This window comes from Candidatus Accumulibacter sp. ACC003, from assembly GCF_907163085.1.
Taxonomy (GTDB): Bacteria; Pseudomonadota; Gammaproteobacteria; order Burkholderiales; family Rhodocyclaceae; genus Accumulibacter.
Genome location: NZ_CAJQTX010000004.1, coordinates 136,608 through 150,706, shown reverse-complemented (window position 1 = coordinate 150,706; position 14,099 = coordinate 136,608). Strand labels below are relative to the sequence as shown.

Below are 14,099 nucleotides of genomic sequence, written 5' to 3'. Positions count from 1 at the left end.
GGACCGAGAGCACCTCCCGGCCCGCCGCCTCGCGGTCAGGCATAAGTCGGCGCAAAGGCGCCGTCGACGCTGGCCGCCGGCCCTTTGTCGCACCAGTACGGTGAGAGCTTGCGGAGCTGGGCAATGATCCCCGGGACGACTTCGATCACCCGCTTTACCTCGGCCTCGGTGTTGTAGCGTGACAACGAGAAACGGATGGTGCCGTGCGCCGCCGTGTACGGAATACCCATGGCGCGCATGACGTGCGAGGGCTCGAGCGAGCCCGACGTACAGGCCGAACCCGAACTTCCGGCAATTCCCAGCTTGTTCAACAGCAGGAGAATGCCTTCGCCTTCGACGTACTCGAAGGCAATATTGCTGGTATTGGGCAGGCGCCTGGCGATGTCGCCGGTCGGAAAACAGTGTCCGATCTGGCTGACGATGCCTTTTTCCAGCGTGTCGCGCAGCGACCTGACGGTGGTGTTCTCTTCGTCCATGTGCTCGATGGCCAGCTCGCAGGCCTTGCCGAGGCCAATGATTGACGCCGAGTTCTCGGTCCCGGCGCGACGACCGCGCTCCTGGTGACCGCCGCGTAACAAGGGCCGGAAGCGACAGCCGCGGCGTAGATAAAGCGCGCCGATGCCTTTTGGCGCGTGCAGCTTGTGGCCGGAAAGCGAGAGCATGTCGATGCGGGTGTTCTTGAGATCGACAGGAATCTTGCCCACCGCCTGCACCGCGTCGGTATGAAACATGACTCCCCTGGCGGCTGCCATTTCGGCCATTTCGAGCACTGGAAAGAGCGTCCCGGTTTCGTTGTTGGCCCACATCGCCGAGACGATGGCGACGCGATCGTTCAGCAAGGAGCGATACTCGTCCAGGTCAAGGCGGCCTTTCTTGTCCACCCTGAGCTTGTGCACGATATAGCCTTCCTTCTCGAGCCACTCGCAGAGCGTCAGGACCGCCGGATGCTCAACGGCGGTGGTGATCACCGTGTTGCGCTCAGGCTGTGCCCGCAAGGCGGACAGGATCGCCGTCGCATCCGACTCGGTACCGCAGGAGGTAAAGATGATCTCCGAGTCATGCTCGGCACCGAGCAGCGCCTGCACCTGGCCGCGCGCCTTCTTGAGCGCCTTGCCGACTTCGCTGCCGAAGGCATGAATCGACGAGGCATTGCCGAAATGCTCGGTGAAAAACGGCAGCATCGCTTCGACGACAGCCGGGTCGCAGCGCGTCGTCGCGTTATTGTCCAGATAGATCGCTTCCATGGGTCCAGTCCTTTGGCTTCTGTGTTGATAGCTCGGTTGGCGGTGGGCGGCCGCCGCGATCAAATATCAGGCTTCGACCGGCATGTGCGAAACCGGCAGAACCTTCACCAGTTCGCCCAGCGCCTCGATCATCTTCTGCTGGATGCCACCCAGCGTCGCCACTTCCATCATGCAGCCGGAGCACGCACCCTTGAGCGTGACGTAGATCGTCTTGCCCTGAACGTCGGCCAGTTCGACGTCACCATGATCGCGCTGCAACATTGGCCGGACCGATTCGAGAACCTCCTCGATCTTGCGGATTTTCTGCACCAGCGTGCGTCGCGCGGGTGGCGCGCTGACCGCCGCAGTCGGCGTGCTCACCGCCACGGTCGGCGCGTGGACCAGCACGGTCGACGCGTTCGCCGGGGCAAGCGGCGCCGCGGTGAGAGCGGCAGCGAGCGGCGGCGGCGAGACTTCGCCGGGGCCGGCGCGTTCGGCCTTGATCCCGGCCAGGATCTCCTCGATGCCTTCGTGGCAAGCGGTGCAGCCGCCACCGGCCTTGGTGTAGAAGGTGACTTCCTCGACGGTGTTCAGCTGGTTGGCATTGACCACGTCGGCGATCTTGACGGCATCGACGGCGAAGCACTTGCAGATCAGCGCCCCTTCTTCGTGATCGTCGGACCACTCCTCGCCGCGGTAATTGGCGATCGCCGCCTGCAGCGCCTCGCGGCCCATCACCGAGCAGTGCATCTTCTCCGGAGGCAGGCCATCGAGGTAGTCGGCAATGTTCTGGTTCGACACCTCGAGCGCCTGCGTCAGCGTCATGCCCTTGATAATCTCGGTCAGCGCCGACGACGAAGCAATCGCCGATCCGCAACCGAAGGTCTGAAAATGCGCGTCCTCAATGATCTCGCTCTGCTCATCGACCTTGAGCATCAGGCGCAGCGCGTCGCCGCACTGGATCGAGCCGACATCGCCGATGCCGTTGGCGTCCTTCAGCGGCCCCGAGTTGCGCGGATTGAAGAAGTGCTCGCGAACCTTGTCCGAGTATTCCCACATGCCCGCTACTCCTCACGCCGCGAACGACGAGCCGCAGGAACACTGCGCGCTGGCGTTCGGGTTGTCGAACCTGAAACCGGTATGGGTCAGCGAGTCGATGAAATCGATGGTGACGTTGTCCACCATCGGAAAGGTCAGCGCGTCGACCAGGAGCGTGATGCCCGCCACTTCCATTTGCCAATCGTCGTCGGCCTTCTCGGCCTCCAGCTTCATGCCGTACTGCAATCCAGAGCAGCCGCCGCCGGCGACCGTCAAACGGAGGCCGGCAACCGGCGTCGCGGAACCGCGAATGAAACGCCGAACCGCGTCCAGGGCGGCAGGGGTCAAATTGATCATGTGCGTTCTCCCAGGGTGACTGAGATAGTCACTGCAAGCTCCGTGCCATCCGCTCAGCGCACGACAAGCTCTGAATTCATTGACGTTTCAGGAAGCGGCGCTTTGTCGTCTTTGCGACAGCCAGTAGTCTTCACCACGCGAAGCCGACACGATTGCCGGCGAAGAAGAATTCGGCCGGAGCGCGTCGAGGGAGAGGCCAGTGACGGGCGCCTTGGGAACGCCATTCGCCCCTGGCCATCGCTGGACACGGCATGGGTGACGCGCAGATCGGGCAATTGCGGCAGGCGAGAGAAATCGTCCGGCACGCCAACGATCGGCTGGGTGATGGTGAAGCGAGCGAGCCAGGCAAGGGACGGAGTTCGCAACCGTCGCGCGAATGGCGACAGGCCGGCGTGTGTTGAGTCGAGAACTGGCTTTCAGCTGCCCTCGCTGGTCAAACCGTGCCACATTACTCAGCCGCTAACAGTCATGACATGTGATACCCCAGATCACGAAAGTCATGACCACCCCCCTCTTCTCCGGCCCTTCTCCCGCAGTGGGGAGAAGGGAGATTCGTGAGTCGCATACGCGACTTTCACATTAAAAATTCCTGCTGGCGACAGCGGACACGTCTTGCATCTTGCGGTAAGCTCGCATTCGTCATGAATAATTCTCGGCTGCGGGCTTGGGTGTGAGCTCACACCTTGAAACAACACGACTACAGCAGTGCGCTTTTCGCCGCGTAGCGGCTTCGTCCAACAAGAGCTTCGATTCCAACGCCTTACCCTTTCGATGCTCCAAAGAGCAAGGCGCGGCGCCAGTGCAGGCTTGGGAGTTGTCATGGAAATAAACCGCGGTCTCCTTAAGGAGGCAAGCGAAAACGGCCTGATAAGTGAGCAGCAGGCCGAGCTGCTTTGGCGATTCCTGAGCGACCGCGGAAAGGACACGCCGAGTTTCCGTTTCACACACGTTCTTCACTACCTCGGCGGCTTGCTCGCTATTGGTGCAATGAGCCTGTTCATGACGCTAGGCTGGGAACGATTCGGCGGATGGGGATTGTTCTTCATCGCGCTGGCCTATGCCGGCGCAGGCCTGTGGCTTACGGAGTTTTTCTTGCACCGCAGCCGCTTGCCAATACCCGCTGGCCTTACGGCGACCTTTGTTGTCGTTCTCACACCGATGGCGATCTACGGCTTGCAAGCCGCACTGGGATGGTGGGCCGAAGGGATGGTTTTTCGTGATTACCACCGGCTGATTGACTGGCGGTGGATGTTCATGGAATTCGCCACGCTGGCGACCGGCGCCATCATGCTGTGGCGCTACCGCCTGCCATTCCTGGTCATGCCGATTGCGGTAACGCTCTGGTACATGAGTATGGACTTGACTCCCTTCCTTTTCGGCGACGCCGAATTGACATGGGAGTTACAAAAACTCGTATCGCTGTGGTTCGGTTTGCTCATCGTCCTGCTGGCCTTCTGGGTGGACCTGCGCACCAGGCATGCCAAGGACTATGCATTTTGGCTCTACGTGTTTGGCGTTATGGCCTTCTGGGGTGGTTTGTCGATGATGCGTTCAGACAGTGAGCTCGGCAAATTCCTCTATCTGTGTATCAACCTCACACTGATTGTTGTCGGTGCCATGCTTTCGCGCCGGGTATTCGCCGTGTTCGGCGGTCTTGGCGCGGCGGGCTACCTTGGGCATTTGGCCTACGGCGTATTCAAGGACAGCATGATGTTTCCGTTCGTCCTGACGATCATTGGCCTGGCGGTTATCTATCTCGGAATTGTCTGGCAACGACACGAGGAAATAATCAGCAGCAAGCTCCGGGGATTGCTCCCACTGCCGGTGCGAGAGCTGCTTGAGAGAAGGCATTGATCCCGGCCATCGTGCCACTTATCTACCTCGCTGGCGCCCCGACATTTCAAACACGATCGAAGCGACACCTACTCGGGCACAGGGGAACGCCGAGAAGGTGAACTTCAAGAATGAGATTACGGCGGCTCAAACCTGCGTTAAACGTGTCGATCGATTATTGAAGCGAAGAATCAACGTGATCACTCTCGGCGTCCGCGATCCGGCAGCGCTTGAAGCGGGTGATTTCTCGGCGGCGGGTGAACGATATTCGTCATATGAAATTACATAAACACAAGTCATGCGAGGGAAGTGAAATGAAAAGATATCTAATATCGCTTGTCGCCTTGTTAATGCTCAGCAATGCCAGGAGCCTTGTTGCCGGTCAAACAGAAGTGCTCAAAGAGCTGCCGAAGAACTACACTTTGTCATTCGAGGCCATTGTCTACGTAGAAAATGACGGTCGCTGCAAGGACGAGGAAGAGATCAAAGTCACTGGCGAAAAAAAAAGTGACGGGATTCCCAGAAAATATGAATGCGTCAAACGCCCAAAATGAACCAGGGCACAAGCTCGGGCGAGCGGGAGGCGACCAGCAGCGCGGCGGCGCTCTCGACTTGGGCGTCGAAGGTCCGCGTCCAGCCAACAGGAAAGTCCCTTTCGAGTCGTCGTGCAGAGCTTTACCTAACCGCCCATTCCTGCCAGTCGCGCTATTGCCAAACGACCATTCGCCGCAATATCCCGCGCGCTGCAAGCGGCGGCTCCTGACGTCGCAGCGACCTTGAGCGCGCTGCTTCAGGCTTGCGTTCTTGCGGGGACTTTGATTATTCGTGGCACGCGGTCGGACTGACAAGGACGCAGCGGAGGGTAGAAAGGCGAGTGGCCACCATGACGAAGCGATTGAAGTCAGCTAGCCCGGCCGTCGGCGGCGATCCGCTCGGGCAATCGGGCAGCGCCGACCCGCATGCCTGAGGCCAGCACCTGGGGCGGCGTGTCTACGGCGCTGGCGCTGCTGTCGATCGCGGTCGTCGCCGTGCTCGCCATCAATCACCTGATTCGCCGCAGCCTGGCCGCGCCACGCGTGGTCGAGAGCGGCGTTCCCGACGGCCTGGCGTGGCGCCAGGTGGCGATCGCCAGCGAGCGCGGCAAGACGCTCTTCGGATGGTTCATCCCGGCCGCCGACGGCGCACCGGCACTGGCCATCGTGCATGGCTGGGGCGGCAACGCCGAAATGATGTTGCCGCTGGCCAAACCCCTGCACCGGGCAGGCTACGCGCTGCTCTTCTTCGACGCACGCAGCCACGGCCGCAGCGATGGCGACAGCTTTGCTTCGCTGCCGCGCTTTGCCGAAGATCTGGCGCACGCGGTCGATTGGCTGCGCGCGCAGGCGGAAGTCGATGCCCAGCGAGTCGGGGTCATCGGGCATTCGGTCGGGGCGGCGGCGGCTTTGCTGCTCGCCAGCCAACGGCACGACCTGATCGCCGCCGTGACGCTGGCGGCTTTCGCCGATCCGGCAGCGATCATGCGGCGCTGGCTGCAAGCGCGGCGGATTCCCTATTGGCCGCTGGGGGCCTACATTCTCTACTACGTCCAGCACGTCATCGGCCAGCGTTTCGCGGACATCGCCCCCCGCCAGACGATCCGCGCGGCCAGCTGCCCGGTGCTGCTGGTACACGGCAGCGACGACGAAACGGTACCGGTCAGCGACGCGCAGGAAATCTTTGCCAGGCGCCGTGATGAGCGCGTACGCTTGCTGCTGATCCCTGGCAGCCACGATCAATACGCTGAAATCGAGCGCCACTTCGCATCGGTAATCGACTTTCTCGACGCGGCCACCAGACCACTGGCCGACCGCCACAGCCAGGAACTTTCGCAACGCAGCACAGGAGATGCAAGGTGAAGAAGCGCTACTGGATAATCATCATCGTGCTCTTGCTCGTCGGCCTCGACTGGCTGATCCGCGCGCCCGATTCGCGTTCTCGGCAGCTGACCGCAGTCATTGCGGCGCAGGGCAGCGCGCCGCTGAAGAGCTACCCCTACCAGTTCCGGGTCCTGAAAGTCACTGGCGAAACGGCCTTCATCAGTACGCCGCGCAACGTCCAGGTACCGGCGTTCAAGGCGCTGGCCGTCCTCTATCCGGACATCAATACCAAAGACGCCAACGATCCGGCGTTCATCGCCGCGCAAAAGCTGCTCGGCGAAGTGCAGGCCGAAGCGCGCGCGATCGTCCTCGCGCAGCCCGGAATCAAGGACGCGCGCTGGGAACTCGATCGGGAGTGGCTCGCCGCGCACTATATCGAAGTGCCCGAAAAGTAGTGGCCAGCGCGGCGAGCGTGAATCGTCTTCGCTCACTCCAAAGGTCATGACATGTTGAGACCCCCCGATGATGAAAGTCATGACCGCTCCCTCTCACTTGCGGTGCGCATTCCGGCTTGCACGTAAGCGCCAGCGACACCGTCACTGCGAGGAGCGTAGCGACGTGGCAGTCCAGTAGTCCCTTCCGGGCCACCCCGCTGGGTCCGCCGCTGGAAACCCCTGGATTGCTTCGCTGCGCTCGCAATGACGGGCACGCCGGAATCGTCCGCCGGGCAGGGAGCAGGCTCCCTGACTTCCCCGCCTCACCCGGCCCTCCCGCAGTGGCGAGACGGGAGATTCGTCAGTCGCGTACGCGCCTTTTACTCTACGGGCTCGCTTCAACGTGTTTGGCAAAATTATTCAGAATCGCCTGCCATCCCTGGCGCTGCATTTCCACAGGGTTTTCCGATTCGGCGTCGAAGGTCGAGCGCACCCTTACACCGTTGGCGCCAGGCACGAATTCGACAGCACCCGTACGGTCGCCGAAGGAATATTCAAGCAATTGCAGCGGCACGATCCTCGTATACGTCCCGGCGAAGTCAAAGCCGAAGCTACCGTCTTTGGCTTCCATCCGCGATGAGAACTCGCCACCCTCGCGCAAATCGACAGTGGCTTTGGTGGTGTGCCAATCATCGGACGCGGTATGCCACTGCGTGATGTCCGCCGGCGTGGTGTAGGCGCTCCAAACCTTGCCGATGGGCGCATTGACAAGCGTTTCAACGGTGATTTTCATGACCTGGCTCCTCGCTGTTGATTAATTGACTATCGCGGGCTCGACCAAGCGCGCCGAGCCGCTTCGATGGCGGCAATGTCGATCTTGGTCATTTCCATCATCGCTGCGAAGGCTCGTTTGGCCGCGGCGCGGTCGGGGTCGGCAATCGCGGCCGTCAGGGCGCGTGGCGTGATTTGCCACGACACTCCCCACCTGTCCTTGCACCAGCCGCAGGCGCTTTCCTGGCCGCCGTTGCTGATGATCGCGTTCCACAAGCGGTCGGTTTCGGCCTGGTCGTCGGTCGCAACCTGGAACGAGAAAGCCTCGTTGTGCTTGATACCCGGACCGCCGTTCAGTCCGATGCACGGGATACCCATAAGGGTGAACTCGACTACCAGGACATCGCCCTGCTGGCCCGCGGGATAGTCGCCGGGCGCGCGCTGGACAGTGCCCAGCGCACTGTCCGGGAAGGTCTCGGCATAGAAGCGCGCAGCATCCAGGGCAGAGCCGTCGTACCAGAGGCAAATCGTGTTCTTGCTGACGCTCGTGGTCATGATTCTTCCTTCCGTGCTTTGTTGCGAGCTTGCGTGAACAGACCTTCGAGATCACGCCGCAAATGCGCCAGGCTCTCGTGTGCGACCTTTGCGGATGGCCGTGCTTTCGCAAAAATGAATTCGCCCTGTAAGGCAGTCTGAATAAAGCAAGCAAGGCTCGCGGCGCTGCCGGTGGCATCCGGCACGCCGCATGGCTTGGCGGCTGCGGTGGTTCGCAGAATAGCGACTCCTCGGTACGGTGGCAAACGACCCGAAATAGCGACTTTTCAGGAGCAGGCCCGAAGACCCGCAGCGCCGGTCGTCGATCAGGCTGAAAACACTAAAGCAGCCGGTCGCCAAGGTCTGCGATGCGTCGATGGGGAGCATCAAAGCAATCGAGCAGAGGACGAAGTCACCCTCGTCGCCTGCTTGGCCTGCTTACCCATGATCGGCGGCGTCGCCTCGCTGTCCTCGATGCAGCGAGAAGCCGTCGCGGTCGGCGTCAGGAAGGCACGATCGCCGCGCCTGCCGATGGCTTGCTGGCACCACCCGTCTCAGCGCTCCGCGCAGCACTCAACAGCCGATCGAAAAGCGCCGATCCGTGAGGGCCCGGCGTTCGGCTGTCCAGTAATCACCCTGGGAAGCCGAGTGCAGCGCCCGGAGTACGGAATCGACACCGGCAATCGCCTGGTCAATCGCGGCACACTCGCTGCTCCTGGACCTCTGCGCCGGCTTGTCGGGCTGACTCAGACGCGATCTTTGTTGCGCCTCGCCGCGCAGCCTTACGGCTTCCATTTCGTCGGCGATCGCCTTGCTCTGCGCCAGGCTGTAGCCGGGTGTCGATGGCGGACCGGCAGGCGAGACATGCACTTCGCTCTCATTGCTCGCGCAGGGATGGTCCCGGAAGGCCCTACCGTTCGGCCCCTTGCATTGGTAGATGGCAGAAACAGGAGGTCGGGCACCAAGGTCTGCGGGAGCAGCCAGCGCCGGTGGTGGGCCGCCTGATGCTTGCGGGGCGACGAGCGGCGATGGCGAGCTGGTCGGCGGTGTTTGATAGGGGGCCGCCGCCTGACTGTGGTTGGTCGTTTCGCCGAACTCGAAAAGCAGCCAGGCAGCGACGACGACGCCCAGAGCCAAGGCCAATGCGACGATTCGCGCCTGTGCAGCGGACAAGTGGGTCTCCACGGATGAGGCAGGGGTATGGCGATCGTAGGCTTGGCGACAGCAACGCGCAAGCTCTGCCGACGCGCGAGAAAGACTCTTCGGTCGCCGCTTGCCCCGCTTGGCGATGGCGGTCGGCCGCCGGGCTCGAGGGCGCAAGCCTGGAGCCTCGACGACGAGCCGATTATCGCGGCGTTGATAGTCCGCATTGGCGAGAACGAGGCTTTTTGCTCGATGCACAAGCCATCTTGGTTTTCGGGCGAGCCTTTTTTCTGCGTTCGTCAGCCCGCTAAGCGCGGCGGCGAAGCTTTCTGCTCGATCGGCGTCACGGCGAACTGTCCCGGCAAGGCTCTGAGCTTCGCGCGCAAAGCAAAAAGGCTTGCCGGCAAGGCTTTTTACTCGACGCGCAAGGCTGCGAGGCTCGCACCTCAAGGCTTTGAACCTTGCGCGCAAAGCTCTGAGCCTTGCGCGCGAAGCTCAGAGCCTTGCGCGCAAGGTCGCGAAGCTTGTACTTGAGGCTATTTTCCATCTCGGTCGAGCCTCGACGCTTTGCGCGCAAGGCTTTTTGCTTTGCGGCCAGGGCTTTGATCCTTGCACACCGAGGTTCAGAGGCTTGCCGCCAAGCCTCTGAAGCTTGCCGTCGAAGCTCGGAGCCTTGCGACCGAAGTTCCGATCCTTGCGCGCCGAGCGCGAAGCCTGGCGCGGCGCTCAGGCGGCGACGACCGGGCTCGGTTTACGCTCGCGCTTGGTGCGCGCGGCGACCGTTTCCTTCAAGGCATCGAGCCCGGCGCCCTTGCCGAAGAACTTGGCCAGCGCATAAGCCTCGAGCGCGGCGTTGAGGATGTCGCTAGCGAGCGCCATTTCGCTGTCGTCGGCGCGCGCCAGCTGCCGCCGCAGGCTCGCCAGCTAGGGTCGCAGGAGATCAAGCTTGTAGAGATCGCGCTCGGCTTCGGCGAGATCGAGTTCCGGCGGGATAATCGGCTTGTTCTGCGCCAGGACCATCAGCGTCTGCTGGCAAAAAGCTTCCGACTTGTCGCCCATCCTGGTCAGCCGGCGCCGCTGGTCGGGGGAAAGTTCGCGCGGTCGCTCGGCTAGCGTCTCAGGAGACGGCCGAGAACGCCCCACTGGTCCATCCACCGAGGAACACGAACAAGGAAAGTGGAACCTATTGGCTCCAATGACTCTTGATTAACCGGGCCGGACGGCCGCCCGGCAAGCTCGACCTTCTGTCGGTGCCCGCTTTGGAGTACGATCACCGAGCGACGCCTTTCGGGCGGAGGAAGGACCTTCAGGCCAACCGCGTCTACTGTCCGCTTCGGCCATCACCATCGTTGCCACCATCTCAGATAAATTTCTGCTGACGCGCAATTTTTTGTCGTTGGCAGCTCACTTGGCCTGAATGGCCGGTGTCAACTGAGCTGTAGGGTGGCATCTACCTAAGCAGGAACCACTGCATTTACAGCAGCGCCGGCTGTTTCCACAACAGAGAAGTCGAGTGGTTCGCCAGAAAACAAAGCTGCGGTAGCAAAGACTTCTTCGGGGCGGAATCTTCTAAGCTTGTGCCTGCGTTTGACCTGTTCAATCCATTCCCAAGCAGGGAGCCGATTAAGCTGAACTTCCGCCCTTAGCATGTGAATGATTTTTCTAATCCACGTCAGGTCACCGCTCCTAGATTCTGGCCAACCAGAAACATCTATGAGCGGCATGTCGTAGTCGCTGAATAGCGCCAGCAAAAACGAGGCACAAGTCAATCCACTTCCATCGTTCTGATGGATGAAGCGACCGTCAGTGTCAAAGTTTCGTCCTGGACGGAAAATGATGCTGTAGGGGGTAGGAATTCCCGGTGATGCGTCAGCAACCAACACCGCCCAATCCGCAAAGGTCTCTTGAAGCTCTCGATCTAGGCCAGAAAACTCTAACCAGTGGTACTTCCCGTTCCATGGTGCATGGGACAGTTGGTGGTGCCAGCCGAGATGCAAAAGCATGAGCCTTGAGTTATCTGCCCGATAGATCAACGCAACATGCTTTTGACGCCTATCGCCTGTTACAGCAGACCCTGCAACCGCAAAGGCAATGGACTCAGCCATTGCTTGAGGCATCTCATGGGGTGGCTTTGGGTGCATCCGACTCTTGGAGTTTAGGCAAGCCAACAAACAACGCATCCGGGTTTTTACCCTGTTTGGTCACCTCACTCCGTGACTTCAGATATGCCCCCCCCCACGCTGGGAGCCTATCCTTCAGTCTGGCGGTGGATCGAATCAAGCCAATCAAACTACGGCTACTGAGTTTTGATGCATCAGCCAACTCAAGAAGTCTATTGGCCTCTGTCAAACCGTTGCGTTTCAAGTTTTTCTCAACAAATAGCATCACCTCCTGGGCCGCAAGTCTGCCAAACCCACCCTTGTCCAAGTTGTATGCGCTAACCAGAACGCCTTTTACTGCTGAATCCGCCTTGTCGCGCGAAGTCTCAAGCTCTGCATCACTGACCGCCAACAGTTCCTTCATCATGCCTAGAGGTGCAGAGAACAGCGATGTAGAACTCGACGGAACAACCCACTCATAGGCGGGCCGTGGAGCGACAGGCAGTACAGAGTCAATAAAGTACGTCCCTCTATCAGACACACGCGCCGGGCTATCGTCGCCACTCATTCGTCCAACGGGCATGACAACGAATAAACTTGAGTCCGTCTTTTGAAAAAATCCAGTTTTTTGTTCAATGGCGATATTCAGCATCACGAAATCCCCACCTCCAAAATTTCAGCGCAAATTAGAGATAACTCTTCAGTGATTCGTTCAACTAAATCAACATTGATTGGTTCAGTTCGCTCACCATCAGTATTTACATCTAGTGAGCACGAAACGTAGTACTTGTCATCAAAATACCGCGGCGCGTCAATTCCTATCAATGCTGCACGTATAGCAATCGACGCCCAATTAGAAAGTCTGTTGATAGTTATACTTGGGGACACTGAAGAGGTTTTTGGCAGATTCACTTGGAATCTAAACTCCTTGAACCTCGCAACGTCAATGTCAATAACATTAATTAAACCCTTCAACTTGACATAGCTATCTTCAACGCTCTGGGAAAGGAGGAATGCGTTACAACCCAAGGCAATACGAATAACGCCTTTGGTTTGTTTGGAGACCCACAGGGCAACCAGGGAGGAGAACTTAGGCAGAACAGATCTAACGTCTTTAATAAGGGGCATTGGCCCCATCATGTCAGTGGGCACATCTTGAACAACAAAGTCAATGCGGTTGAATGTTCTCTTCACCTCAAGCCGCAAGCCCTCCCAAACTCCAACTGCTGACGCTTCGTTGGCAGCAGGCTTATTTGTAATAGTCTCTGCGGTAGCTCCAAACACACCGAAAAAAATATCTTCGGCAGGCATAGACCAAACGTCACTGGCAAAAAGTGAAACTCTAAGGTGGTCAGCAGACCACGTAGTGTCTATTTCGTCGGTCACAACACGCCTCATTTCCGCAAGTAGTATTCACACGCCTTACATGAACAGTAAGCACGGCATAACTTTTCATTCTGGGAAGCAGCACGGCCAGCAAAAGATGGTTAGCAAGCCCCAGATGGGTTGGTCAGTCTACCCCTTCGGGAACCGGTGAACAACGGCAAAGCGTCGAAAGTTCACGTTCGCCTTCGAGTGAGCCAACCTCGCTCGCGACCCATCAGCTACTGCTCACCATCGCATTGTGGACCGAATCCTGCGGCGACTCAACGGGCGCAATGGCTGAAGAGCAGGCCGACCTCACATCCCCGTAGCCGGCCGCTTGACGATCGCCAAGCCACCATTCACCCGGATCAATTCATCGGTCGAGTTTGGGTCGTCGCCCAGCGCCCGCGGCGTGATCATCTGCAACCAACGATCTCTGCTGCCTCGCGCACCGCCAAATCAATCCCGCCCTCCCCTTCCCCGATCCCCCGCCGCCCCCTCAAGACAATCGCGCAAACACCACCCTCAGGCCGGCGCATACGTGTAGCAGTCCTTCGGGCACACCCGGCCACAAGCGCCGCAGCCGATGCAGTCCATGGCGTTGGCCAGGGCCATGACCATCATGTTGTCGTCTTCGTTGTCGCCGTCGTCCTCGGCGTCGAGTTCGCGCTCGACGAGGTCGAGGACATTGCGCGGGCAGACCTTGTAGCAGCGGCCGCAGCCAATGCCGCCATCTCGTTTGACGCGGATGATAGGGGAGGGCGGTGGACGAAATTGGCGGCTGGGTCCATAGGTGCGTCGCCACCACGGTAGTCCGGGTTGGGACATGGCTTAGCGGGGGACAATCTAACGAGCCGAACTTGACACAACGTCGGCCGTAACGTGGAATAAGCTCAACAAGCCCCAAACTTCCAATAACAGCGCATTTTGCTATCGTAGACAAAAGCTCAACAGCGCCAAACCTTATACACACACAAGACAGCTACACACATCAGAAAATACAACCTGGGTGTGCAAGCTACGCTGTGCTCTTCCCCAGTTGGGACATGTAGGTGGCACGGCAGGTTTGCCGCGGCCCACAAAAACCAATGATGTGGCTGATACAACGCGAGAGGAAGACACTCCGTGACAGCCGACGAAGCAGCATCGATGTCTTCGTCGGTGCCCACTCATCCGTCCACACCCTCCGCGGATACACACCAATACAATCATCCTGTACCGCCATGCTGCATGTTACACGCAGCAAACGCAAAAAACTCCGAATACTTCTTATTGCAGAGGTAGCGGCAGCTGTACCAAAAGAAAAGGGCAGGCGCGGTGTGCGGCAGGGGGCCACACAAAATGCAGCAATAAAAATATGAGAGGGGAGAGTGAGCGGTAAAGAGGAGACCAAAACCGCATTGGATGAACCACCACGCGACAGGTCAGTCCGCGCGGAGCCCGCAG

At 59.6% G+C, this 14,099-nt stretch carries 18 protein-coding genes; 6 read left to right on the top strand and 12 right to left on the bottom strand.

Annotated features, from left to right (window positions below):
* Positions 1 to 35: 35 nt before the first annotated feature.
* From nifS to QZ656_RS07630, 3 genes are all read right to left on the bottom strand, one after another.
* Positions 36 to 1,244, bottom strand: coding sequence for a cysteine desulfurase NifS (nifS, locus tag QZ656_RS07640; protein WP_291992849.1), 1,209 nt, complete (start codon positions 1,242 to 1,244; stop codon positions 36 to 38).
* Positions 1,245 to 1,310: 66 nt separating this feature from the next.
* Positions 1,311 to 2,282, bottom strand: a complete 972-nt coding sequence (gene nifU / locus QZ656_RS07635) for a Fe-S cluster assembly protein NifU (protein WP_291992848.1) — start codon at positions 2,280 to 2,282, stop codon at positions 1,311 to 1,313.
* A gap of 12 nt (positions 2,283 to 2,294) precedes the next feature.
* Positions 2,295 to 2,618 carry an iron-sulfur cluster assembly accessory protein gene (locus QZ656_RS07630; protein WP_291992847.1) on the bottom strand — a complete coding sequence of 108 codons (324 nt, stop codon included), beginning with the start codon at positions 2,616 to 2,618 and terminating at the stop codon, positions 2,295 to 2,297.
* A gap of 251 nt (positions 2,619 to 2,869) precedes the next feature.
* Between QZ656_RS07630 and QZ656_RS07625 the strand changes: the two genes are divergently transcribed.
* The 6 genes from QZ656_RS07625 (at position 2,870) to QZ656_RS07600 (ending at position 6,762) form a co-directional block, all read left to right on the top strand.
* Positions 2,870 to 3,019, top strand: a complete 150-nt coding sequence (locus QZ656_RS07625; protein ID WP_291992846.1) for a hypothetical protein — start codon at positions 2,870 to 2,872, stop codon at positions 3,017 to 3,019.
* A gap of 418 nt (positions 3,020 to 3,437) precedes the next feature.
* A complete protein-coding gene (locus QZ656_RS07620) occupies positions 3,438 to 4,472 on the top strand; it encodes a DUF2157 domain-containing protein (RefSeq protein WP_291992845.1) in 1,035 nt (344 codons plus the stop codon).
* Entirely contained in the window at positions 4,456 to 4,740 is a 285-nt protein-coding gene (locus QZ656_RS07615; RefSeq protein WP_291992844.1) for a hypothetical protein, read from the top strand. Before QZ656_RS07620 ends, QZ656_RS07615 begins: the two co-directional genes overlap by 17 nt.
* Positions 4,741 to 4,765: 25 nt before the next feature.
* A complete protein-coding gene (locus QZ656_RS07610; protein ID WP_291992843.1) occupies positions 4,766 to 5,005 on the top strand; it encodes a hypothetical protein in 240 nt (79 codons plus the stop codon).
* Positions 5,006 to 5,410: 405 nt separating this feature from the next.
* Complete coding sequence (locus QZ656_RS07605) at positions 5,411 to 6,346, top strand: alpha/beta fold hydrolase (RefSeq protein WP_291992842.1); 936 nt, start codon at positions 5,411 to 5,413, stop codon at positions 6,344 to 6,346.
* Positions 6,343 to 6,762 (top strand): hypothetical protein, encoded by a 420-nt coding sequence (locus QZ656_RS07600; protein WP_291992841.1) that lies wholly within the window; start codon positions 6,343 to 6,345, stop codon positions 6,760 to 6,762. The genes QZ656_RS07605 and QZ656_RS07600 overlap by 4 nt, the downstream gene beginning before the upstream one ends.
* Positions 6,763 to 7,126: 364 nt before the next feature.
* Here QZ656_RS07600 and QZ656_RS07595 read toward each other — a convergent pair whose 3' ends face one another.
* The 9 genes from QZ656_RS07595 to fdxB form a co-directional block, all read right to left on the bottom strand.
* Positions 7,127 to 7,534, bottom strand: a complete 408-nt coding sequence (locus QZ656_RS07595; protein WP_291992840.1) for an SRPBCC family protein — start codon at positions 7,532 to 7,534, stop codon at positions 7,127 to 7,129.
* 29 nt (positions 7,535 to 7,563) lie between these two features.
* Positions 7,564 to 8,067, bottom strand: a complete 504-nt coding sequence (locus QZ656_RS07590; protein ID WP_291992839.1) for a VOC family protein — start codon at positions 8,065 to 8,067, stop codon at positions 7,564 to 7,566.
* Between the two features lie 552 nt (positions 8,068 to 8,619).
* Positions 8,620 to 9,660, bottom strand: coding sequence for a hypothetical protein (locus QZ656_RS07585; protein WP_291992838.1), 1,041 nt, complete (start codon positions 9,658 to 9,660; stop codon positions 8,620 to 8,622).
* A gap of 255 nt (positions 9,661 to 9,915) precedes the next feature.
* Positions 9,916 to 10,068 carry a hypothetical protein gene (locus tag QZ656_RS07580; protein ID WP_291992837.1) on the bottom strand — a complete coding sequence of 51 codons (153 nt, stop codon included), beginning with the start codon at positions 10,066 to 10,068 and terminating at the stop codon, positions 9,916 to 9,918.
* 45 nt (positions 10,069 to 10,113) lie between these two features.
* Entirely contained in the window at positions 10,114 to 10,248 is a 135-nt protein-coding gene (locus QZ656_RS07575) for a hypothetical protein (protein ID WP_291992836.1), read from the bottom strand.
* 395 nt (positions 10,249 to 10,643) lie between these two features.
* Positions 10,644 to 11,294, bottom strand: coding sequence for a hypothetical protein (locus QZ656_RS07570; protein WP_291992835.1), 651 nt, complete (start codon positions 11,292 to 11,294; stop codon positions 10,644 to 10,646).
* Positions 11,295 to 11,307: 13 nt separating this feature from the next.
* A complete protein-coding gene (locus tag QZ656_RS07565) occupies positions 11,308 to 11,940 on the bottom strand; it encodes a hypothetical protein (RefSeq protein WP_291992834.1) in 633 nt (210 codons plus the stop codon).
* Positions 11,940 to 12,674, bottom strand: a complete 735-nt coding sequence (locus tag QZ656_RS07560) for a hypothetical protein (protein ID WP_291992833.1) — start codon at positions 12,672 to 12,674, stop codon at positions 11,940 to 11,942. Before QZ656_RS07560 ends, QZ656_RS07565 begins: the two co-directional genes overlap by 1 nt.
* Positions 12,675 to 13,178: 504 nt before the next feature.
* The gene (gene fdxB, locus QZ656_RS07555) at positions 13,179 to 13,481 is read right to left on the bottom strand and encodes a ferredoxin III, nif-specific (protein ID WP_291992832.1); all 303 of its coding nucleotides are present in this window, start codon (positions 13,479 to 13,481) and stop codon (positions 13,179 to 13,181) included.
* Positions 13,482 to 14,099 lie beyond the last annotated feature (618 nt).